Source organism: Bacillus cereus group sp. MYBK227-1 (assembly GCF_051916325.1).
Taxonomy (GTDB): Bacteria; Bacillota; Bacilli; order Bacillales; family Bacillaceae_G; genus Bacillus_A; species Bacillus_A cereus.
The window spans coordinates 1,280,361-1,300,740 of the sequence record NZ_JBQAGK010000001.1; the positions used below are offsets into that span (position 1 = coordinate 1,280,361).

Here is a 20,380-nt window from a genome sequence, read left to right on the forward strand (position 1 = left end):
GCTTACTAGAAGCTTCTTTTTTACTACTATTTTTCACATGCAACTCCATCGCCATCACGATCAAGATGTGAGTCATAACCTGGTTGTCCTTTATATAGAGGAGCTTTCCCGGCAGCTCTAACTGCGGCACAATTTTTGTAATATGCACTACTAGTATTTCCTGAAGCAGGTTGTGTTTGAGCTTGCTGTGCTTTTTGCTCTTCTTGTTGCTTACGAGCTTGTTCATCAGCCTGACGTTTTTGCTCTTCTTGTTGCTTACGAGCTTGCTCATCAGCTAAGCGTTTTTGCTCTTCTTGTTGCTTACGAGCTTGCTCATCAGCTAGGCGTTTTTGCTCTTCTTGTTGTTTACGAGCTTGTTCACCAGCCTGACGTTTTTGTTCCTCTTGTTGTTTACGAGCTTGTTCATCAGCCTGGCGTTTTTCATCCTCTTGCTTACGAGCTTGTTCTTCGGTTAGACGCTTCTCATCTTCTTGCTTTTGAGTTTTTTCGTCCGCCTCTTTTTTTTCTAGATCTTTTTTCTTTTCGCTATCTTTCTGTTCCTCATTGTTAGAAGCAACTTTTGTACTAGTTGCTGTCGTTTTTTCAGAAGAAGGATCTGAAATACCTGATAGCGCAACAAAAATGACAAATAATACGGCTGTAATAATAAATTGTTTTTTCGCTACACCTGTTTTCTTAATAACAGATAAGATTGCTAGAACAAGGAAGAATATAAATAGAATGAAACTTAAAGTAGAAAAAAACTCGACGACGGGGTGTTCCGATTTTGTTGTACCGGCCGTTATTAATATAATAGAAATCATAAAAAAAATAACGGTAGGACGTCCATCTTGTTTTGCTTTTCCATTTTTCTTAAAGAATGAAATAATACATAAGATTAAAAGAATAAAAGCAATAAAAAATAGAGCTGCACCAATATTACTCAAAATCACCATTTTCATACTTCCATTTGTAAGATTTTTCTTATTGATTATATAGGAACTTATTGGATATTACACGTTTTATATAAATTTAAAAAATAAATATTTTTACTAGACTTATAAACATTTATTTTGTATATAAGGAAAAATAGATGTATTTCCTATTACGTTTTGAAAGAGATTTCATAAATTATAGTATATCGATTGAAAGGAGGAGATTTGAATGGAATTTCAATTGTTGGTAACTTGTATATTACAAGAAGGTAATGCTTACTTTTTAGTAACGAAGGTAGACGATGTTATTACGTTAAAAGTACCGATTACTGCGGGAGTAGCAGGTTTATTTTTAGCTTTAGGTGTACCAAGATGTTCTTAATTTAAATCTCTATAGTAGAAGGGGAAGGGACATGCCTTCCTTTTCTACTATTACATAATATAATTATGTAAACTTAAATATCATATTTGTGATAGCACGTTTGAAATGGACATGCATATACTATAATGTTTCATTGGATGTTAGCGGTGAAAGGTAGTTTTAATAAGTGCATCCAGTGATGTTTTTAAGTTATGAAAATAAAAGAGGTGCTATTATATATGAAAAGAAAAACATTTGATATTCCAGTTACATTGCGAAGAGAGTGGTTTTTACTAGAGTTAGCTTATTTAACGAAAAAATATGGAATTGAAATTGCAACTAGCAAAATGGATGCTGCACCGTTTTTAAGAGATCAAGTTACAGAATCAAAGATAGGGAAAGGGTTACAATACGATAAATATGATGATGAATATATAATTGAAAATTAAAGGGTAACAACAAAATTAAATTAATTTATAACAAAGTATAAAATAAAGCAGATTCTAAATATAGAATCTGCTTTATTATGAAGTACTTGTAGTCAACTAACCTCTTTCTAGTGTTTTTCCTACATATTTCTCTTGCGTTATTCCAAAAGATTCACGAAGAATGCGAGCATAATCTTTAGATTCTATTGGTCGTTTATTTTTAGTGCCTTTAAAGGTTTCTGTATAATTTTTATTTGTTAATGATATGTGACCATAAGTAGTTAATTTACAAGTGATAGCCCCTTTATTAAAAGGAGATTCTTTATGCTCTACAATCACTTTTTGAATGTTATTCACTTTTTTCTCATCTATTGGATCTACAGTGAAAGCATAGCCTATTTTCCATTCGTTTGAAGGTTCAGATTGTAAGAAACTTGTAGATTCCCCGTTAGCTCCTTTTCTCATTTCTAAAATATGCGTACCTTTTCGAGTATTTCGCTTACGAATTCGATATTCTCCTGTTTGAGAGGAGATGACTTCTCCGTTAAAAGGGACTGGATGTAAAGGGAGATGAGATGCAAAACCTGCATCCACAACATAATCTTTATCCTCATGACTTAATATGATAATGACATGACCATCATCGGGTTTCCATTTATTATCGTACAGATCATAAACAGTACCGGCTACTTTGTATACTTGAAACCCACAATCAATTAAAAAATAATACAATAAGGAGTTTAATTCATAACAAAGTCCACCTCGTTTTTGAATAAGTAACTTTTCTATTAAGTTATCTTTTGAGATATTTTTAATAGTACCAGCCATAATATCAAGATTTTCATAGGGGAGAATCATTCCCATTTTTAAGAGAATTTCATCTAAATCATCAAATGTTATTTCTTTTGCAGGAATTTTTAAGCGTTTAAAAAACTCCTTTTGTAAATTGGTCATCATAAAGTATTCTCCTTTCTTTTTACAGAATTTTCTTCTGCTCACCGATAGGTTAGTACTTCTAAAAAGTTAATTCAAGTGCGCGGAAATTATCATAATATATGTTTCTGGAAATGTGATTGTTTTTTCTGAAATTTCAGTTTAATTTTTAATCGTAGGAAAGTCTTATAATATAAGCTCCTTTAAAATTAGTTTGTATTTAATGAAAAGAAAGTACAGATCTTTATTATATTTTTAAATAACTAACTAGTAATAAAATGTTTTTTTACTAAAATTTTTTCAAGATTTGTATGCTTTATATAAACAATATTGATTTAAAAAATATCTGGATGTAGCTAAGTTAACAATTATTGAGAAACTTTTTTGTCGTATTCTATCAAAAGGAAGAGGTAGAAACAAAGAGAATAACGAGAGTTAAGAAAGAGGGTATACAACTAGTAACCTTCTAAAAATAGGGCTAACATCTTTTTAAAATAAAAGATTAGCTATTATTAAGGAAGGGAAAATATAAAATATTATAAAGAACACCTTCTTTCAAAAAAATAGGGGGAGTAATATGCGACTGATGAGAAGATGTGTGGCCTTACTAATTGTATTTTTTATCATGGCTCCAACGATTAGCACAAATGTACAGGCAGAAGTTGTAAAAGAGCTTGGAAAGGGGTTTCCTGATACAGAAGTATTCACACCTGGAGAATGGTTTTTAGGCCAAAAACCTGCTAATTATGATGAGAATAAACCGCCAATTCTCTTTGTACAAGGAAGAAATGGTAATGCTGATAGTTGGTATGGAAAGACAGTATATCATGATATAAATGATATGTATGATTATGCTTTAAAAGCAGGCTATCAAACAGTGTTTATACAATTGTATGATGCTGCGGGGAAAGGTTCGGCTAGTCAGTGGGATAACGGAAAATTGTTAGCACAAAAACTGGAAGAAATATATAATCATTTCGGTAAAAAAGTTAATATTGTAGCGCATAGTAAAGGTGGTATTGATACACAAGCCGCATTAGTTGAATATGGTGCGAATCGATTTGTTGGAAATGTTATTACACTTGCTACACCGCATCACGGCTCAAATTTAGCAGATTTGTCATATAGTTGGTGGGCAGGGTGGCTTGCTTCTATATTAGGTCAAAAAGATGATGGTACGTACTCGTTACAAATAGGTGAAATGGCAAAGTTTCGTTCAATAATAGATAACAACCCAGCAGCTAAATTAAACCGTTACTATACGGCTACTGGAACTAGCTGGGGGCCAACATTTTCTGCATTATCTATGGGTGGGTTATATTTATCATCGTACGGTTCAAATGATGGACTAGTAAATGAATGGAGTGCCAAGCTATCGTACGGTACACATTTATTTACAGATTCCAGATTTGATCATGACAATATAAGAAAAGGATCAGCTGTTTTTGCACGAATTGAACCATATTTACGTACGACAAATGTGGGATTACCAGCTTTAGTAGCATCTAGCACTAGTTCAAATGAAAATCTAGAACAATTAAATACAACTTCAAATCAAAATATTTTAGGAGGCGAATTACCACAAAATCAGTGGATAGAGCAAAGTATTTCTGTTGATAAAAAGGCTGAAGGAATAGTTTCTGTACTAACTGCTTCTTCTGATGTTGAAGTACAAATGGTATCTCCAAAAGGAAAAATCTATGCAAATAAAGATAGCGCTATAACTACTAGTGAAGGCGAATCTTTTTTTAATGGGGCGACAATTAGAACATTTAAGTTTGATAAATTGGAAGTAGGCGAATGGAAAATCAAAATGATGGCGAAGCAGTCGAAAGATGCATATTTAGTTGTAAGCGATTACAAGGATGGCGCGCCATTTGTTCTTCAAATGCCTACAAAAGTTAAAGTAAATAAACCTGAGTATAAACTGAAAAAATCACCTGTAGCACCTGAAATGAAAGGGGATCTTTCCATAACAGTAAGAGTCGTTAATAAAGAAGGTAAGTTAGTCTCTGAATTTAATGAATTACAAAATGTTAATACGAATACATTTACAGGTGCTTTGAAAGATATAAAACAACCGGGAGTATATAACGTTACGATGGATATAAAAGGGATGAATAAAGAAGGAAAATCATATAATCGTACGATTGTTAAGTCGGTTTATGTAGAGAAATAAGGAAGAATAAATAAGTATAATAAAAAAGTGCAGAAATCTTGTGTTAGAAAGAATTCTGCACTTTTTTTGCGTGATGAAAGATAATAAAAGTCGAAGAAAACTGTTATTCAATAAAAAAAGATGCTGAAATAGCATCTGAATGTAAAGAAATAATATTAACTTAGTTTTGTAACTGTTAATTCAACTGAATTTATACCATTGTCACAAGTTACAATACTTTGACGATTAAAACCACTATTATTTCTAAGTTGAAGAGTTGAATTAGCAGGCACTGTAACAATCGTTTCGCCAACGAGTTGAAGACATTCGTTATTTGATGAAGTATTCATTTGAATAGCGAAGTCACCTTGACTATTAGCAAGTGGATTGTTATTTAAAAATATAGTTATGACTGGGATATGTGGAAATACAGGATTTAAAGTAGTATTAATACTGGAAATGAACGAAACTCTATAATCACCAAATTGTCTAAAGTGTATAGTAGTAGGATTTAGTAAGGAAACGCCTCCTGCTAAAGGTCCAACGTGATTAAATGGAAAAGGATCGCCAAAAGGAACAGTTATAAATTCAGTTTGCCAAAAAGTTCCGTATGCAGGACAGCTGCGTTTATGTGAATGGTCACATGAACATTTTTTATACGAGTTTGAAGAATGATAGTATGAACCCAATATATTACCTCCTATTCTTAATAAATTTAAACCACATAGTAGTTTATGAAGGTGAATCACAATTGGCGTGTATGCTTGTACTATAAAAGGAGATAGATGTGGAATATAAAGTGGTCAAATGATGAAATGTAGTATTTGGGTATTACCTGTAACACCTTTTGAAGATGATAAGGTTCATAATTTGATAGAAAAATAAATGGAATTTCTAAATAGATTGAAGTAACGAGGAAACGTTTATCCCGCTATTTTCCGAGCAGTAAGACTCCCATCTCAAAATTCAGCGAAAGCAAAGAAGTTAGGTGGGGATGAACAAAACCCCCACTCATTAAAGTTTCACTTTACTATATTAATTTCGTCTGACAAACAGCAATATTATCTTTCGCTGTATGGATGTTATCATTTGGTGAAGTTATGGCATTTAACTGTATGTATATTAGGTTATTCAGTTTATTTTTTTATTTGCGTAGCTGAGCAGGAAGAAGTCAGAAAATATAGAATAATGTACATATGAAGCATCGTTTGTTTTTGGTGTGAATAGTAATTAAAGATACGCTAAAATATTTAAAATTGTAACGAAAGAGAGATTAAATAATAGAGGGAGCAACTTACATGGAAAATATATTAAAGGTATCTTCAAAATCAAGCCCAAATTCAGTCGCGGGTGCAATAGCGGGTGTACTAAGAACAAGTGGTAATGTGGAAATTCAAGCGATTGGGGCTGGAGCTATAAATCAAGCGATTAAAGCAATTGCGATTGCAAGAGGGTTCGTCGCTCCAAGTGGTATTGACTTAGCCTTCGTACCAGCATTTCAAGAGATTTCTATCAATAATGAAGATAGAACAGCGATTAAATTAATTGTAGGTCCTAGAAAGAAAAGGTCTTAGTAGAAGAGAGTGTTACTATAAGGGGAAAAGACCAATAGACTTCCCATGTTAGATACGTTATTTTATGTAACCGATCCTTGGGTGTGGACATGGCATTATGCCGGACGCATGTCTGTTAAGTTTTCCTTAAACTTAGCGAGTGTTCTAGATACTTAAAAATGCCAAATCCTTTGTGACATAAGGGATTTGGCATTTTTGATGTTTTTAAAAATAAACAACCCTAAAACTGCTCATTTAGAAGATTTAGTTTTAGTAGCGGCCATTGAACGTTTTTATGATAGTTTACCTGATAAATAGAAGAGTTTACCAATGAAAAGTAACTGGGGGATTCAAAAAATGAATCAAACTATTTTAGAGAAAGTCCTAAAATTTCGGGATGATAGGAACTGGAAGCAGTTCCACAATCCTAAAGATTTAGCTATTTCTCTTTCTTTAGAGGCGAGTGAGTTGTTGGAGAATTTTCAGTGGAAAAGCAGTGAGGAAGCTGTAGAAACAAAAAAAGAAGACATGAAAGATGAGTTGGCAGATCAATTGGATATTGACTTAGAAGAGATTATTATAAACGAAATAGAAAAAATAATAAAAAATATCCAGTAGAGAAATCTCGAGACTCTAAAAAGAAATATAATGAAATTTAAAAAAGGTGGAATTAAATATGTTATATCTTTTTACTGCAAGTAATAATAGTGCTATAAAAAATTTGGAAGCTACTATTGAAAAAATATATCCTATTTCTACATGTTTAGCAGATTTAGATGCCGATACAGTAACTAAACTTAAAGATAATGAATTACATGAGAATGTATGTATGTGGGGAGCAACTCCTGGTTCTTCAAATGTTGATAGATGGGAAAAGTTAAAAGAGGGTGACGGGATTTTAGCATATTCTAAAGGGGAATTTAAGTTTTTCGGGACAATTTTTGCTAAGACTCATAACCCAGATGTGGCTAGAAAAATTTAGAAAACAAACGATAATGATGAAACTTGGGAATACATCTATTTTATTAAGGACCTAAAACCTGTAAACATTAAAGCAATCGAATTCGCAGCTTTCTTTGGCTACAAATTGAACCATACACCACAAGGATTTACTAATATTGATTCGGATTTTAGTAAAGTAAAGATTGCAGAAGAAGAGAAATCGGAAAATCGAAAAAAAACTAAAATGGAATCTGGTAGGGAAGTATGGCCTCGTGATCCGAAAAAAGCTAAACAAGCTATTAAACAGGCAGAATTTAAATGTGAAATAGATGACACACATGAAACATTTGTATCGGAAGCCAGCCGAAAAAATTATATGGAGGTCCATCATCTAATACCGTTAAGAATGCAACATGATTTTGAAAATAGTTTAGATGTTGTTGGAAATATAGTTAGTATATGTCCGAACTGTCATAGGTTGATTCATTATGGAAGAGACAAAGATAAGAAAAAAGTTTTAGAACTTCTCTTTGAATAAAGAAAAGATTCTTTGAAGAAGTTCGGTATTGAGGTATTTCTCAAAGAGCTATTTGGATACTATGGAATTCTAAAATAAGAATATTCATAGCTATAGGGAAGGTAGAATGTTTCATACTTAAACATAGGTATTATTGTGATGGAAATTTAAATTTCGTCTTTTGAAAGTATCAATAATTTGTATTATTTTTATAGGGTTATATATTTTTCTTTTGCTCTGCTGTATAGCAGAGCTCTTTTTTTGTCGTACAAAAGCCACCTATATATGTGAAGTGCACCCCAATTGTTAGGCTGTGTCTAACAATTGGGGTGCACTTCAGTCCTGTCGGGCGGCTTCTTTTAATTTATATTCACCAATTCATCAAACTTAAACTTAGTATTCAAACCAAAAGCATCTGTACAATATATAGTTTTCGTCATCGGTTCAATATGTAATACATTTATGTACATGTCTTGCACCATTCCATCACGATAGTATGAGATATGTATTTCTTCTTCCTCGTGAAAAGATTGCATTAACGCTCTTTCTATTCGTTCCATAGTATCTTGTGTTAAAAAAGGTTTAGGTACTTTATATTGTTCCTCAAACATTCTATGTATTTCCTCGTATTGCTCCGGTATTGAAGCAAACGGATTCCATTTCACCATACATCTTCCACGTACTACAGGAAAGCCGTTATATTCCATGATGTAATACCTCACTTTTGTTTTTTTAACTCCACTACAAACGAATGTGTGTTCTTTTTTTGGGGTTTGAAAAGGGACCATTTTGTTAACGTGAATATTCAAAAATAATTTTTTCGAGTTAGAATATTCAAAAACTTATTTATGCAAACAAGCATGTCATGATAACATTTAACAAAAGGGGGTAGAAGTAGATGAGTGTTGACATTATTTCTAAAGAAGAAATCACAAAATTATTAAACGACTGGTATCAAGCTATGATTTCACAACGTGTATTACAGTCTCAGAAAATAAAAGAAGATATTGCAAATAAAATCAATAATATTAAGGAAGACCAAACAATATTAGTCTACTACGCTTTATTGAATGCGCGGTATAAACTGCTAATTCGGGATATGGATAGTACAAAAGATATTCTGGACAAAATCGAGCCTTTACCAGAGTCTACAGAAACATTTTTAGAGTACTATCATCATTTATTTAAAGCAATTTACGCTATTAATAAAGCAAACCATAGTGAAGCAAGAATGCAATTTGAAAAAGCTGAAACGTTTTTAGAGTACATGCATGATGAAATTGAAAAAGCTGAATTTAATTATTGGCTTGCAGTCCATTACTATCACGTATTAAAACCGATCCTAGCAGTTCAATTTGCTACAAAGGCGAATGAAGTATTTTCAATTAGTCCAGGGTATGAATTAAAAACTGCAGCATGCTTAAATACTTTAGGAATGGCACACATTCGACTAAATGAATTCGAAAGTGCAGAGGAATATTTACTTTCAGCACTAGGTACCTTCCAAAAATCTAATGATGAACTTCTTATTAAACGAGTTAAGCATAATTTAGAACTTTTATACGCAAGTCAAAACATGCCAGAGTTAGCAATTAAACACTTAGAGGATTCATTAGAAAATAACGCTAAAACTATGTTTCTTTTAGCAAGAGAACATTTTAAGTTAGGTTATAGTCATATCGCTAATGAATATATTGAGAATGGCTATAAGATTAGCGACTTATGTTATCGTCATCATTTCCGAATTTTAAAAGCAGTACATAACTATGTACCGCAAGAAGAATTAGAAAATGTGGTTATAGAAGGTATTTCGTATTTTGAAAAAGAAGAATTATATGATTGGGTAAAAGAATATGCTTCTCTTTTAGGTGAAATATTCTATGGTTCAGAAAATCACAGAAAAGCAAGCAAGTATTTGCACATCGCTTTAGATGCAGACAAAAAGAGCATAGAAAGAAGGGCGCTAAAATGAAAAAAGCAATCTTATTAATGATGATGTTATCCGCTGTTTTTACTTTTGGTCTTACTAATGCAAAAGACATACCACAAAACGAAGCAATTGAAGTGTTTATGGATCATGGAGAACATATTTAAAACCTAAGGAAGAGGGCGCTTATAGTGTCCTCTTTTTAATATCTATTATTTATATGATGAGGTTGCAGGTACGTCTTTTGGTTATTGTTTGATAAACGTAAGATGTTTCTAAAAATGTGTATACAAAGGTGTATTTTTGTACTGTATATGTTCACGTACTATATAAAAAAGTATGAAATCTATAAAAATAATTATTTCAATAAAATTTGTTTTAGATATTAAAAAGTGCCGAAACCCTTGTGGTATAAGGGGTTTGGCACTTTTGTGTTTTTTATATTTTATCAAATAAACAACCCTAAAACTGCTCATTCTTCTCCCAAGATTCAACGATATAGTATGGAAAACCTTATTATATCAAGGTTTATAAGTGTTGGTTTTCCTCGATGCTCACATTTTGCTCACATTAAATCTTTTCATTTGTTATCAGGTGTTTTCATTAGATTTTATTATGCTCTCGAAGTTTTCTGCTGCTTGTCGCTGCATGTTCTGTGTGATGTGGCTATACTTGTCTAAAGTCATTTGAATAGATGAATGTCCTAAGCGATCTTGTACGATTTTAGGATGTTCTCCAGCCTGAAGCATAAGTGTAGCATGAGTATGTCGTAAGTCGTGTATACGAATCCGAGGAACACCAGCTTTTTTATAGTGATCATTCAAAAAGCGATGAGGAGCATCTATATGTAAGGGCGAATGTATCGTATTGCCGGTGAAAATAAACGCCTCTTCATTCAAGTGTATACCCCAACGGAAAAATTCTTTCTTTTTATAGGAGTAGTAGGATTGTAACTTTCCTATAACAAAAGAAGAGATACTAATACTTCTATTTGAGGACTTAGTTTTTGTAGCAGCTTTAAATAGTCCTTTTTCTGTTTTTACAAGTGATTTATTAACCAGGATACGTTTATTATCAAAGTCAATATCTTTCCATGTTAGTGCAAGTAATTCTCCGCGTCTCATACCTGTATAGATTGCAAGTAAGAAGAACATATGGTACTTAATATTTTTTTCTTTTAGATACTGGAGGAATCGATTACATTCTTCGCTAGACCATGTTTTCATCTCACCTTGCTCTTCACGTGGTTTTTTAACCTTATTCATTATATTATCATGTATGATTTCCCATTCTACTGCATGTTTGAATATGCATCGGAAGCAGCGATGGATATTGCTGATTGTACCATTTGACAGGCCTTTTTCTTTAAGTTCAGCATAGTAGCTTTGAATCATTACGGACTTAATACTTTTAATTTTTTTATAACTAAATGGGGGAAGGATATAGAGCTTAACTAAGCTTATGTCTTTTTCATAAGATGTAATTTTTAATTCAGCTTTACGAAGGGGCTTTAATTTTTCCCACACATCTAAAACAGTTAATTGTTTGTCATCAAAATATATTCCTTTCTCTATCTCTGTAATCATCGTTGCAGCAGCATTTTGGGCTTCTTTTTTTGTTCTAAATCCACTCTTGCTTTTTTGCTGGCGTTTTCCTGTGGCCGGATCTATACCGATATCAATTGTAAAAGACCACGTATTTCCACGTTTACGAAAACTTCCTTTCATATTCAATACCTCCTAAATCGTTATTTTTGAAAATTACAGTATTGTGATATTTGATTCTGTAATTTACTTGCTAATAATTGATTTTCATAATGTAAAAGCCTTTTTTCAGCAAACTGTGTTGTTACATTAAACTTTTCTGAGATTATATATGCTTTTAACTGTAGGGGAGGAAGCTTTCGTAACATAAAAGTAGGTACACAAAATTGTTGTGCGAAGTTTTTAGCCTTTGCTTCTTGATAATTTAGAAACATTTGATGCATTAATAATTGATTACCTGAATGAAATAGGATATGACAAGTCTCGTGGCCAAAATCCTCCCATTGTTCTTGCTGAGAGATACGATTATCAATAACTAAGTTAGCTATTTGATTTCTTTCCATTGCATGACTTCCAAACGGAGCAAAGTACAGCAAAATGTTTAGCTTTTTCGCAATCTCCATCATATCAATTTGCTCGGGAACAAAAATAGATAAGGATTGGTACAAGTGCTGGATATAGTCTTCAAGTTGTGTATTGTAATAGGGTTGCGATTGAAACAAAATTTACACTCCATTCAAATAAAATAAGAACATTCGTTCTTATTTTATAATGGAAAAGTAAAAATTGGAAGGCAAACTTATAAGATAGGGTATTGATATAATTATAATCCACTATCTATTAACAACTTAAGGAACTGGCTATATGTGAGAGGAAGTCTCCGTTATGCGAACAGTAATAATTCCTCAATAAGAATATAATTATACAGAAAGTAGGAGTAGGTTTAGGTGTATTCAAAATTTTAAATCATTTAGAGTTTTATCTATATTAGACATACGCTTGAATTCAGGTAATTAGCAGATAAAATGAGGGTAATATTAGAGGTGTAATACTTGTCCTATCAGATTAGTATATATAACTATAAATCTTTATATTATTATTTAATATTTTAAAAAGGAAATGAATAAACAAAAATAACTACACTTATTGAGTTTTTTTGTTTATTCATATAATTAACGTTTGTTTTCTTTTTGTTTGATAAATTCCCAAAATTGTTTAAGTTCTTCTTGTTTCTCTGGAGAGGCGTCTTTAATATCTTTAAACCAGAGACCTAAGTTTTGATCTTCAAAAAGATTTTCCACAAATAATCTATTATTAGAATCACTTTCTCTTCCTAGAAGATAGTCAGAAGAAACGTTAAAAATGTCAGCAGCTTTGCTAATTAAGGAGTCCTCAATAGGTCTTTTTCCACTTTCAATTCTGGATAGCACACTGTTATTAATCCCCATTTTTTTTGCGAATTCTATTTGTGACCATTTTCTTTTTTCACGTAATTGTTTTATTCGATAGCCAATTGTGGATTCTGACATTTTTTCACCAACTTCCTAAAAACATTATTATGTCAAATTTAAGATTATCTAAAGGTATTTTATCATTTTTTCCAAAATGGAAAAAGTGATTTGTTGAAATAGCAAAAAAAGCTTGACTTTGCTGTAATAGCAAAATATTATATAGATATACATTTGCTATTTTAGCAAAAAAGGAGATGGAAGTTTGGAGAAGTTGAATTTGGATTTTATTCAAAATAGACGTTTGGAACTACAGATTACGTTGTTAGATCTAGCAGAAGTGCTTGGTTTTAAGAATGCTTCCACGTATATGAAATACGAAAAAGGAAAGTATATGTTTAAGGCAAATCATTTACCATTTATAGCAAAAGTATTAGATTGCAAAATAGAGGATCTTTTTTTAAAATAAAATTTGCTAAAACAGCAAAAAAGGGGAGAGCTATGATCAATTTCGACATTGAATCATTCCGTCAAATCATCCGTGAAGAGGTGCAAAAAGCAACTGAGCACCTTCAACCAATGAAAGAATTACCACCATTTTTAACTATTACAGAATTGATGGCATTATTACATATTAAACGCACTAAAGCATCTGAGTTATTAAACCGTTCTGATTTTCCAGTATGTCGCGAAGCAGGAGTTCTTATTCCTACACACCTTCTTTTTAAGTGGATGGAGAATCACACTGAATGGGTAGAAAACAATACGGAGTATTACAATCCATTTAAAGAATCCGTCTAATAACAAATTACCATAGTAAGTTGTCACAAATAAATAATGCTTTAGGTACGAATGGGGGAAGTAAACGATGTCCATAGGAAAAGAAGTTGCTATGGCACGAAAACGAAAGGGAATCACCCAAGAACAACTCTCCTTAGAAATCCCCGTGAGTCGTGAGTCACTAGCAAAATATGAAACTGAACAGCGACGATTACCAGAAGATTTAAGAAAATGCATTACAGAAGGAATTGATGATCCGCAGTTATTTTTTAAAATGTGGAATGAAGCAACAGGTCATGTAAGTATCCCATTCTTTAATGGAGAGCATATAGATATTCATCCTACAAGCATGAGGTACATGGTCAATCAAGAAATAAATGAAGCTTTGAAACAACTCGATACGGTATGTTGGTTTAAGCCTTCACAAACTTGGTCCGAAAGTGAGAAAGAAGATTTGAAAAAGGTAATGCATGTAGTCTTGGATGCTACAGGTTCAATGATGAGCCTCGTAGCGGTCCTATGTGATCAATATGGTATTTCAATGAAAGAAGTCTTTAAGTACTGGAAAGTATCATTACGAGCTAGGAAGTATATAAAAGCTTAATTTAATTATTTTATTGGGGAGGTTTAAGTTATGAAGATTGATTATGTAAGTCCAACTTTAAATCAATATAAAGCTCTAATTCGTAAGGAAGCAAATTTATATGGTGATATTCGAATTGCATCAGTTTGTGGAGACTATAGGAAAGCAAAAAACTTAAAGCAAGAGAAGAAGTTGATGGAGATAAGAATTCGAATTATAGAAGCAGCTTTCGTTTTGAAAAACAAAAATAAAAAAGAAAAGACTACCGCATAGCCCGCGATAGCCAAGAAAATTAACATATGAATTATAGCATACTTCAATTTAATGCGACAAGCAATTGTGCTTGTCGTTATGATCAGAAAGTCTGAGCCCCATCTTTTAAGAGGTTCTGCTTTTTCTTTCTGTTTATAACGATGCGTACAGTATCAAATTAATAGAAATGAGGAATAAGTCATGAAATCAGAATGTAATCGTCTGTTTGATTTAGTTCTACCAGGGGATTTTACCTTTGCGAATGAATTACATAATTGCATGGTTACATGTATTCATAACATGTTCAATGCTGGTTCATTAGATGAAGCAGATCATTGGGAGAAGGAATTAAATAGATGCGCAAAAGAATTCAAGAGCCTTCGTAATGAAAAAGAGGAACATGAAATATCTAAGAGTTATCGTGTAGTTATTAAAAGGTTTCAAGAAAAGGGGATTAATGCATCATTAGTTAGTCGTAAAAAATAAAAAATAAAAAATAAAAAATCTATCACTTTGCAGAGTGATAGATTTTAGACTCTAATAGAGAGTCTTTCTAAAAATTGAATTGGAGATTAAGTATATCAAAGCAAACCAAGTAAAACAATGGAGGATGAATAATATGGCAGTTTATAGACCTGTTCAAGTTTCATATTGGCAAGATGCTTTCGTTTTAGATCTTACACCGGAGGAGAAATACTTCTACTTATACTTAATGACTAATAGCAAAACTTCTCAGAGTGGTATCTATGAGCTTCCATTACGAGTGATAGAAATGGATACAGGATATAACCGTGAAACGGTTGAAAAGCTGTTAGAGCGTTTTGCTGATTATGGGAAAATTCATTACAACAAAAAGACGAAAGAAATTATGTTGATTAATTGGCTTAAATTCAATGCTATTACAAATATGAATATTGAAAAGTGTGTGTTAAAAGAAATCCAGAATATTAAGTGTGAAGATTTTTTAATTGATTTTTATGAGACATGTTTAGATTTAGAACAGCAGCAAGATTTTAAAATTCCTCGTATTAAGGAATACTTCCAAGCTCGTTTTGAGTGGCTTATAAGGGGCTTCGAAGACCCTATGAAGGAAAAAGAAGAAACAAAAACAAAAACAGAAACAAAAGAAAAAGAAGAAACAAAAACAAAAGAAGAAGCAGCAAGCTGCTCAAGAGATAAAAAAGTTGCAGAAGAAAATCCAATAGCATTTTATGAGCAAAATTTTGGAGTTCTTAAACCATTTGTAGCAGAGGGGATTACCGCTTGGATTGATGATCTAAATGAGCAGCTTGTTATTAAAGCAATGCAAATAGCTTTAGAAAAGAATGCACCTAATATGTCTTATGTACAAGGTATTTTAAGAGATTGGCATGCTAAGGGGTATAAGAGTATTACTGATGTTGAAGCTGCACAAACTCAATTCCGTAAGAAATACCAGTCTCGTGGTGGGAGAAGTAATACTAGAAAAGAAATCGTCCCTGATTGGTTACATACTCAAGATACAGAAGTGCAATCTCAGCCTGTAAAGCACGATGAAATGGATTTAGAGGGTGAACGTAAACGTTTAGAACAAGTGTTATCTAAATATAAAAAAGAGGCTTAGGAGGATTGTAATGCCAAAGCAGTTAACAATATTTGATGTTGAGTCTGTAGTAGCATTCGATACTGAGAAAGCACATATTCATCGATTAAATTCTAAAGTTCGTTTTACGGACATAGTTGTTCAAGTACCAAAGCAAGTAAGAGCTACTGATGAATTAAAACCAACAACAGCGCCAAATGATCAGTATGAATTATTTGAGGAATATACAATTGGGATTTGGAGATTTAAACGAGTGGAAGATAAACAGTTCGAGTGGGAAGAAGCGGAGGAGCTTTGCAAGTCTGCGAGAGATAATAAAGAACCGATTTCGATACGACTTTATTTATTATTAGAACAATCATTTATTCCTGATAATGTTGTGGAATATCTATAACAAAATAAAAAAGTCGAGATTGCTCCTGACTTGCTTCGACAAAATAATCATAACATACGGGAGTGGTCTTAGTGGGAATTATTAAAGAAAATCTTGTAGAAATGACAGCTGAAATAGATTTGGAAATAAACGGAATATATGTTGTTAAAAATGGTCAGGTCCAACTAATAGAACCACCTCAAGGTGGATTTGGTGAACAATCATTTGTATATCAAAATGGAAAAGTAATTCGTATGGAAGAACGAAAAACACAGTTACTTTAATCAAATTTGAATTTTGTACAAATATACAGAGAGCATTAAGGGGAGTTCTATAAATACAAGCTCTACTCTCAAAAGGGAAGGATGAGAGTAGAGTCTGTGGATGGTGTTACTGAATGCTCGGGTTGATGAACACCAGCAACCAAATAATATCATGAGTATTCAGAAAAAACATTAGCTAATTGTTTCCTATTTTTAAAATATTAGTTAATTGGTTTCAAATAAACAAAAGTATTATTTGAATAGAAAATGGCAGGTAATTGACTAAGTTACCTGCCGTGTTCTTAAACAATTCGGAGGAGTGAGCCCCGTTTTGAAAGAGTACCGCCGTGGGAAGTCGACTTACGGGTAGTATGTGTAATGTAAAAAAGATTATTCGTAAAGGGGATTGAAAGATGGACAAGCAAAAACGGATTGAAATCGTGAATTTACTTATTAAATATCTTGCAGATAACGAGAGAGAGTTCTTTCGTTACAAAGATAGTATTGCTCATTTTAAACACGATGGTAGAAACCTTTGGTACGTTGACCACGGCACGAATGTTCCGATGCGTATGACAAGAAGTTCATACATGAACAAGAAACAGGAGCATAATTTCTCTGGTGGAGGAACAATGTGGGGGCTAATCAGAGATTTCACAGACTTTATATTCGGTAACGATAATTCGAACGGTAGAAATGGTTATGGAGGATTGTACTGTATTCATTGGGGTTGGTCAGAAGAAGGAATGGAAAAGATGCGTGAATATGCACGGGAAATCGGATATTTAAAAGCTTCATAAAATAGTTAATTTAATAAAAAAAGCAGTTCACTTTTTGAACTGCTTCCTAATAGAGTTCTGGTTATGTAATTTAGATGAAGATGCTACTTACTAGGAATAGAGCTCCTAGCAAAATTAGAGAATCAACTAAAATCAAGAACTGGTTTTTCTGTGGCTTTTTCAATTCCTTTATTAAGCTAAAAACTGCACTCAATCCGAAACAAATGTATAACAAAATCATTATTGTTTCTGACATAATTAACACTCCTAATATATTGATAATTTAATTATATAACGAAAAACATTTGTATGTAAGTTTTTAACAAAATTCTTATTTTAAAGCTAAAGAGTGCCTTGTAGTGCGCTCCTTATGCCTACTAATTATAAATGTTTATATTTGATCTTAGATTTCTTGCTTGGAAATAAAATACTCTTAAACAAAGTTTAGATAGACAATACAGCCCATAATTACAATATAAAACAATGCACAAAAGAAGATTAAAATGTATTTTAATGTCTTGTTCATATTAGTACCGTCCTAAAAGAGGATTATTTGGATTTTAATATGGTATGTAAAAAAGGTGCATTTATACAAGGGAAGGGTAGCTAGCAAAAGTAAACAAAATCTTTATTTAAATAAAAAGAGCGCTAATCGTGAGCGCTCCTTATACCTCATTATAACGACAGTGACGAACTCACATTATATAGAAAGGCACTATTATTGTATGTCAGAGTATGAGATTAGTGAATAGATATAGATAAAATCTTTATTCAAAAATTAAAGAGTGGTTTTTAAGTGGCTCTATGACTAAGAGTTATTTTAAATTTTTTATGGTTTTGAAGTATTTAAGCAATAATTTTGTTTAAGACTAAGATATTTTCTCATTAGTAATACCGATTTGCTTCAGTAGACATGGCAATCGCTTTTGTTTCATGAACTGTACCATAGGGATGTTCTGGAGGTGCATATATAGAGTAAATTTTAAGTGGTTTATTCCCCATATTAATTACATTATGCCATTTTCCAGCAGGTATCATAATTGCATAGTCATCATAGACCATTTCTTGAAAATCTAATTTATCTTTGGTATCACCCATTTGAACGAGTCCTTGACCCTCTTCAATACGTATGAATTGATCGGTTGTAGGGTGTACTTCTAAACCTATGTCATCACCAACATTAATACTCATTAAAGTTACTTGTAAGTTTTTTCCTGTCCAGATAGCGGTTCGGTAAGTATTGTTTTGTTTGGTGGCTTGATTAATATTCAATACAAATGGTCTAGTTCCATAATCTGTTAATCTGAAATTTTCACAATAAGGATATCGGTTGTGGTCCAAAGCATTATTGTTGTAACTGTAATAATAAGGATTCCAAGCGTAAATCCAATTATTGTTATTCCAGATGCTATCCATTGGGCTTTGAGATTGATAATAATAACGTGGAGTATGTTGCATATCCAAGCTCCTCTCATAATTTTATCATTTACTTTTTATCCTATGCTGTTGTCTATTTATAGGAATGCAGAAAAAGAGGAAATGGGCATTAATAAAAAATACAAACAAACGTTTTTATTTTTTCAGGAAAAATAAAAGTAACAAGTTAATAAGAGATGTACTACTGGTATAAAAAACTTAATAAAATAGTTATTTGATTAATAAAAAAAGAGCACCTGACCAGGGTGCTCCGCCTAAAACTATGAATAACAATCCATAAATAATATATGTGATTTTTGCCTAATGGTGATAAATTTTAATGGGAAAATTAAAAGTGCGGCAAAGAAATAATTACAAAAAGAATATAGCATACCCAAAAGATATCAATGTGATCCATCCAATAATAAGAGCAATGTATTTTAAGATTTTTATGATTAGTCCTTTTAGATATAGAATGCACCAGGATGTAGAATTTAATTAATTTTTTAACAAACTTCTTGTTGTATGACCAAAAATAAAAGAACCCGTTTGTTAAAAACGGATTCTTCTCTCAAGGTCTGCAAGAAATTCAAGGTAACTGGACCAGAGCACCATGTAGAATTTCTTGTGATATTAATGTATTCGAAGAAATCAAAAAGATGAACGGGAATTAAATAAAATCCTTATTTGAACAGAAAATGCCAGCTGAAATGTCTAGGAAGTATCAGCTGGCACTGAAATAGATATTAACTTTTATTATTAGGTTTTTTAGTTCGTACTTTTGCTCTTGTTTCTAGAAGAGATTGTACCAAATATAGCTCCGGATATTGCTCCGATTAAAGTCATAAAAATAGCACTCCATGCTGCAAATGACATAATTACACCTCCTAATAATAAATTGTTTTAAATATATGTATTATTATATATTAATTTAAGAATTCGTTGTAGATAAAAGGTTTGAAAACTAAACAAAATCGTTATTTGCGCGACGCGTTTCCTTATAAGTGTGTAAACACGAAATAGAAGGGTTATCAATTTGATAGCAACAACTAATTGACTGAAAGTAGGAATGAAAGCCGTCAGGTTGAGCTGAAACTACTTATCTGATACTCCTACATGCAAGGCGTGATAGTAGTCACAAATTGTATGAAGCTAGGTGAGGTCGGCTGAACAAAACCTAAGTGAGAAATCATATGGTAATGGATAGGTCGGGATGCTATAAAATATCTATGGTGAGAATGTCCTAACGGACTGGCGAACTTGCGAATGTACGGGTCTAAACTGAAATGTGTATGTCGTCATTGATGACTTTATCTACCGAAAAGTAAGAGTAAATAATATGAAATTCGGAACATCTAACAATGAGGATGTAAAGATAATAGGCTTACAGCAAGCACCTAAGGATATATGTAAAGCTAAGTCAATCGGAACGTGGTAAGCAAGAAACTGTCACCAATGCCTACTAGCGGACAGATGCATATAGGGTTCTAACGAACCGAAATTGTTTCATTCTTGTGAAAGTGGGGACACAGTACCGACGAAGCATGTAACGAATGTGGAGGGATAGTCCCTAGTCTTGTTCTTTGAAAACTAAATCAATTAGATGTAACTCACAGGATCGAGTAAG

General features: G+C 32.4%; 26 protein-coding genes. 18 read left to right on the top strand and 8 right to left on the bottom strand.

Annotation, left to right across the window (positions count from 1 at the left end):
* Nucleotides 1-26 precede the first annotated feature (26 nt).
* Complete coding sequence (locus ACTFRM_RS06855; RefSeq protein WP_086402037.1) at nt 27-935, bottom strand: excalibur calcium-binding domain-containing protein; 909 nt, start codon at nt 933-935, stop codon at nt 27-29.
* Nucleotides 936-1,143: 208 nt separating this feature from the next.
* Between ACTFRM_RS06855 and exsG the strand changes: the two genes are divergently transcribed.
* Complete coding sequence (gene exsG / locus ACTFRM_RS06860; protein ID WP_000395679.1) at nt 1,144-1,296, top strand: exosporium protein ExsG; 153 nt, start codon at nt 1,144-1,146, stop codon at nt 1,294-1,296.
* A gap of 218 nt (nt 1,297-1,514) precedes the next feature.
* Nucleotides 1,515-1,724 (top strand): hypothetical protein, encoded by a 210-nt coding sequence (locus tag ACTFRM_RS06865; RefSeq protein ID WP_000824197.1) that lies wholly within the window; start codon nt 1,515-1,517, stop codon nt 1,722-1,724.
* Between the two features lie 96 nt (nt 1,725-1,820).
* Here ACTFRM_RS06865 and ACTFRM_RS06870 read toward each other — a convergent pair whose 3' ends face one another.
* Nucleotides 1,821-2,660, bottom strand: a complete 840-nt coding sequence (locus tag ACTFRM_RS06870; protein WP_000988903.1) for an arylamine N-acetyltransferase family protein — start codon at nt 2,658-2,660, stop codon at nt 1,821-1,823.
* A 553-nt stretch (nt 2,661-3,213) separates the two neighbouring features.
* Here ACTFRM_RS06870 and ACTFRM_RS06875 point away from each other — a divergent pair.
* Entirely contained in the window at nt 3,214-4,815 is a 1,602-nt protein-coding gene (locus tag ACTFRM_RS06875; RefSeq protein ID WP_001238704.1) for an esterase/lipase family protein, read from the top strand.
* Nucleotides 4,816-4,970: 155 nt separating this feature from the next.
* Here ACTFRM_RS06875 and ACTFRM_RS06880 read toward each other — a convergent pair whose 3' ends face one another.
* Nucleotides 4,971-5,483, bottom strand: coding sequence for a hypothetical protein (locus ACTFRM_RS06880; protein WP_000536148.1), 513 nt, complete (start codon nt 5,481-5,483; stop codon nt 4,971-4,973).
* Between the two features lie 609 nt (nt 5,484-6,092).
* Between ACTFRM_RS06880 and ACTFRM_RS06885 the strand changes: the two genes are divergently transcribed.
* The 4 genes from ACTFRM_RS06885 to ACTFRM_RS06900 all read left to right on the top strand — a co-directional run bounded on the left by ACTFRM_RS06885 (nt 6,093) and on the right by ACTFRM_RS06900 (nt 7,827).
* Nucleotides 6,093-6,368 carry a stage V sporulation protein S gene (locus ACTFRM_RS06885; RefSeq protein WP_000427799.1) on the top strand — a complete coding sequence of 92 codons (276 nt, stop codon included), beginning with the start codon at nt 6,093-6,095 and terminating at the stop codon, nt 6,366-6,368.
* Nucleotides 6,369-6,677: 309 nt separating this feature from the next.
* The gene (locus tag ACTFRM_RS06890) at nt 6,678-6,965 is read left to right on the top strand and encodes a MazG-like family protein (protein ID WP_217362700.1); all 288 of its coding nucleotides are present in this window, start codon (nt 6,678-6,680) and stop codon (nt 6,963-6,965) included.
* Nucleotides 6,966-7,023: 58 nt separating this feature from the next.
* Complete coding sequence (locus tag ACTFRM_RS06895; protein ID WP_173600560.1) at nt 7,024-7,329, top strand: restriction endonuclease; 306 nt, start codon at nt 7,024-7,026, stop codon at nt 7,327-7,329.
* 105 nt (nt 7,330-7,434) lie between these two features.
* The gene (locus tag ACTFRM_RS06900; protein ID WP_173600559.1) at nt 7,435-7,827 is read left to right on the top strand and encodes an HNH endonuclease; all 393 of its coding nucleotides are present in this window, start codon (nt 7,435-7,437) and stop codon (nt 7,825-7,827) included.
* A gap of 338 nt (nt 7,828-8,165) precedes the next feature.
* On the opposite strand, the gene ACTFRM_RS06905 is transcribed toward ACTFRM_RS06900, so the two are convergent.
* On the bottom strand, nt 8,166-8,513 hold the full coding sequence (locus tag ACTFRM_RS06905; RefSeq protein WP_000456179.1) for a YolD-like family protein: 348 nt from the start codon (nt 8,511-8,513) through the stop codon (nt 8,166-8,168).
* Nucleotides 8,514-8,704: 191 nt separating this feature from the next.
* Between ACTFRM_RS06905 and ACTFRM_RS06910 the strand changes: the two genes are divergently transcribed.
* Complete coding sequence (locus ACTFRM_RS06910; RefSeq protein ID WP_440043138.1) at nt 8,705-9,778, top strand: hypothetical protein; 1,074 nt, start codon at nt 8,705-8,707, stop codon at nt 9,776-9,778.
* Nucleotides 9,775-9,900 carry an aspartate phosphatase gene (locus tag ACTFRM_RS06915; RefSeq protein WP_000709201.1) on the top strand — a complete coding sequence of 42 codons (126 nt, stop codon included), beginning with the start codon at nt 9,775-9,777 and terminating at the stop codon, nt 9,898-9,900. The genes ACTFRM_RS06910 and ACTFRM_RS06915 overlap by 4 nt, the downstream gene beginning before the upstream one ends.
* Before the next feature lie 423 nt (nt 9,901-10,323).
* On the opposite strand, the gene ACTFRM_RS06920 is transcribed toward ACTFRM_RS06915, so the two are convergent.
* From ACTFRM_RS06920 to ACTFRM_RS06930, 3 genes are all read right to left on the bottom strand, one after another.
* Entirely contained in the window at nt 10,324-11,460 is a 1,137-nt protein-coding gene (locus tag ACTFRM_RS06920; RefSeq protein ID WP_400154593.1) for a tyrosine-type recombinase/integrase, read from the bottom strand.
* A gap of 20 nt (nt 11,461-11,480) precedes the next feature.
* Complete coding sequence (locus tag ACTFRM_RS06925; RefSeq protein WP_400154594.1) at nt 11,481-11,999, bottom strand: ImmA/IrrE family metallo-endopeptidase; 519 nt, start codon at nt 11,997-11,999, stop codon at nt 11,481-11,483.
* Nucleotides 12,000-12,449: 450 nt separating this feature from the next.
* A complete protein-coding gene (locus ACTFRM_RS06930) occupies nt 12,450-12,806 on the bottom strand; it encodes a helix-turn-helix domain-containing protein (protein ID WP_000004574.1) in 357 nt (118 codons plus the stop codon).
* A 184-nt stretch (nt 12,807-12,990) separates the two neighbouring features.
* Between ACTFRM_RS06930 and ACTFRM_RS06935 the strand changes: the two genes are divergently transcribed.
* The 9 genes from ACTFRM_RS06935 (at nt 12,991) to ACTFRM_RS06975 (ending at nt 17,358) form a co-directional block, all read left to right on the top strand.
* Nucleotides 12,991-13,194: a helix-turn-helix domain-containing protein gene (locus ACTFRM_RS06935; protein WP_016091031.1), complete on the top strand. Its 204-nt coding sequence runs from the start codon at nt 12,991-12,993 to the stop codon at nt 13,192-13,194.
* A 32-nt stretch (nt 13,195-13,226) separates the two neighbouring features.
* Nucleotides 13,227-13,526 (top strand): DNA-binding protein, encoded by a 300-nt coding sequence (locus tag ACTFRM_RS06940; RefSeq protein WP_086392334.1) that lies wholly within the window; start codon nt 13,227-13,229, stop codon nt 13,524-13,526.
* Nucleotides 13,527-13,593: 67 nt separating this feature from the next.
* Entirely contained in the window at nt 13,594-14,109 is a 516-nt protein-coding gene (locus ACTFRM_RS06945; protein WP_098134315.1) for a helix-turn-helix domain-containing protein, read from the top strand.
* 30 nt (nt 14,110-14,139) lie between these two features.
* A complete protein-coding gene (locus tag ACTFRM_RS06950) occupies nt 14,140-14,361 on the top strand; it encodes an RNA polymerase subunit sigma (RefSeq protein ID WP_368506217.1) in 222 nt (73 codons plus the stop codon).
* Nucleotides 14,362-14,541: 180 nt separating this feature from the next.
* Nucleotides 14,542-14,826, top strand: a complete 285-nt coding sequence (locus ACTFRM_RS06955; RefSeq protein WP_044797199.1) for a hypothetical protein — start codon at nt 14,542-14,544, stop codon at nt 14,824-14,826.
* Nucleotides 14,827-14,959: 133 nt separating this feature from the next.
* Complete coding sequence (locus tag ACTFRM_RS06960; RefSeq protein ID WP_440043140.1) at nt 14,960-15,943, top strand: DnaD domain-containing protein; 984 nt, start codon at nt 14,960-14,962, stop codon at nt 15,941-15,943.
* 10 nt (nt 15,944-15,953) lie between these two features.
* Nucleotides 15,954-16,316 carry a cell division protein SepF gene (locus ACTFRM_RS06965; protein WP_368506220.1) on the top strand — a complete coding sequence of 121 codons (363 nt, stop codon included), beginning with the start codon at nt 15,954-15,956 and terminating at the stop codon, nt 16,314-16,316.
* 71 nt (nt 16,317-16,387) lie between these two features.
* Nucleotides 16,388-16,579, top strand: a complete 192-nt coding sequence (locus ACTFRM_RS06970; protein ID WP_061139392.1) for a DUF3954 domain-containing protein — start codon at nt 16,388-16,390, stop codon at nt 16,577-16,579.
* A 392-nt stretch (nt 16,580-16,971) separates the two neighbouring features.
* Nucleotides 16,972-17,358: a hypothetical protein gene (locus ACTFRM_RS06975; protein ID WP_061684752.1), complete on the top strand. Its 387-nt coding sequence runs from the start codon at nt 16,972-16,974 to the stop codon at nt 17,356-17,358.
* Nucleotides 17,359-18,222: 864 nt separating this feature from the next.
* Here ACTFRM_RS06975 and ACTFRM_RS06980 read toward each other — a convergent pair.
* Entirely contained in the window at nt 18,223-18,795 is a 573-nt protein-coding gene (locus ACTFRM_RS06980) for a cupin domain-containing protein (protein WP_098818813.1), read from the bottom strand.
* Nucleotides 18,796-20,380: the final 1,585 nt, after the last annotated feature.

Excerpts from the sequence above, each read along its gene's own strand:
- exsG (WP_000395679.1), top strand. The coding sequence starts at position 1,144 with ATGGAATTTCAATTGTTGGTAACTTGTATATTACAAGAAGGTAATGCT.
- ACTFRM_RS06875 (WP_001238704.1), top strand. The coding sequence starts at position 3,214 with ATGCGACTGATGAGAAGATGTGTGGCCTTACTAATTGTATTTTTTATC.
- ACTFRM_RS06870 (WP_000988903.1), bottom strand. The coding sequence starts at position 2,660 with ATGATGACCAATTTACAAAAGGAGTTTTTTAAACGCTTAAAAATTCCT.
- ACTFRM_RS06890 (WP_217362700.1), top strand. The coding sequence starts at position 6,678 with ATGAAAAGTAACTGGGGGATTCAAAAAATGAATCAAACTATTTTAGAG.
- ACTFRM_RS06865 (WP_000824197.1), top strand. The coding sequence starts at position 1,515 with ATGAAAAGAAAAACATTTGATATTCCAGTTACATTGCGAAGAGAGTGG.
- ACTFRM_RS06940 (WP_086392334.1), top strand. The coding sequence starts at position 13,227 with ATGATCAATTTCGACATTGAATCATTCCGTCAAATCATCCGTGAAGAG.
- ACTFRM_RS06930 (WP_000004574.1), bottom strand. The coding sequence starts at position 12,806 with ATGTCAGAATCCACAATTGGCTATCGAATAAAACAATTACGTGAAAAA.
- ACTFRM_RS06885 (WP_000427799.1), top strand. The coding sequence starts at position 6,093 with ATGGAAAATATATTAAAGGTATCTTCAAAATCAAGCCCAAATTCAGTC.
- ACTFRM_RS06955 (WP_044797199.1), top strand. The coding sequence starts at position 14,542 with ATGAAATCAGAATGTAATCGTCTGTTTGATTTAGTTCTACCAGGGGAT.
- ACTFRM_RS06945 (WP_098134315.1), top strand. The coding sequence starts at position 13,594 with ATGTCCATAGGAAAAGAAGTTGCTATGGCACGAAAACGAAAGGGAATC.
- ACTFRM_RS06965 (WP_368506220.1), top strand. The coding sequence starts at position 15,954 with ATGCCAAAGCAGTTAACAATATTTGATGTTGAGTCTGTAGTAGCATTC.
- ACTFRM_RS06915 (WP_000709201.1), top strand. The coding sequence starts at position 9,775 with ATGAAAAAAGCAATCTTATTAATGATGATGTTATCCGCTGTTTTTACT.
- ACTFRM_RS06855 (WP_086402037.1), bottom strand. The coding sequence starts at position 935 with ATGGTGATTTTGAGTAATATTGGTGCAGCTCTATTTTTTATTGCTTTT.
- ACTFRM_RS06910 (WP_440043138.1), top strand. The coding sequence starts at position 8,705 with ATGAGTGTTGACATTATTTCTAAAGAAGAAATCACAAAATTATTAAAC.
- ACTFRM_RS06980 (WP_098818813.1), bottom strand. The coding sequence starts at position 18,795 with ATGCAACATACTCCACGTTATTATTATCAATCTCAAAGCCCAATGGAT.
- ACTFRM_RS06905 (WP_000456179.1), bottom strand. The coding sequence starts at position 8,513 with ATGGAATATAACGGCTTTCCTGTAGTACGTGGAAGATGTATGGTGAAA.
- ACTFRM_RS06950 (WP_368506217.1), top strand. The coding sequence starts at position 14,140 with ATGAAGATTGATTATGTAAGTCCAACTTTAAATCAATATAAAGCTCTA.
- ACTFRM_RS06975 (WP_061684752.1), top strand. The coding sequence starts at position 16,972 with ATGGACAAGCAAAAACGGATTGAAATCGTGAATTTACTTATTAAATAT.
- ACTFRM_RS06920 (WP_400154593.1), bottom strand. The coding sequence starts at position 11,460 with ATGAAAGGAAGTTTTCGTAAACGTGGAAATACGTGGTCTTTTACAATT.
- ACTFRM_RS06895 (WP_173600560.1), top strand. The coding sequence starts at position 7,024 with ATGTTATATCTTTTTACTGCAAGTAATAATAGTGCTATAAAAAATTTG.
- ACTFRM_RS06960 (WP_440043140.1), top strand. The coding sequence starts at position 14,960 with ATGGCAGTTTATAGACCTGTTCAAGTTTCATATTGGCAAGATGCTTTC.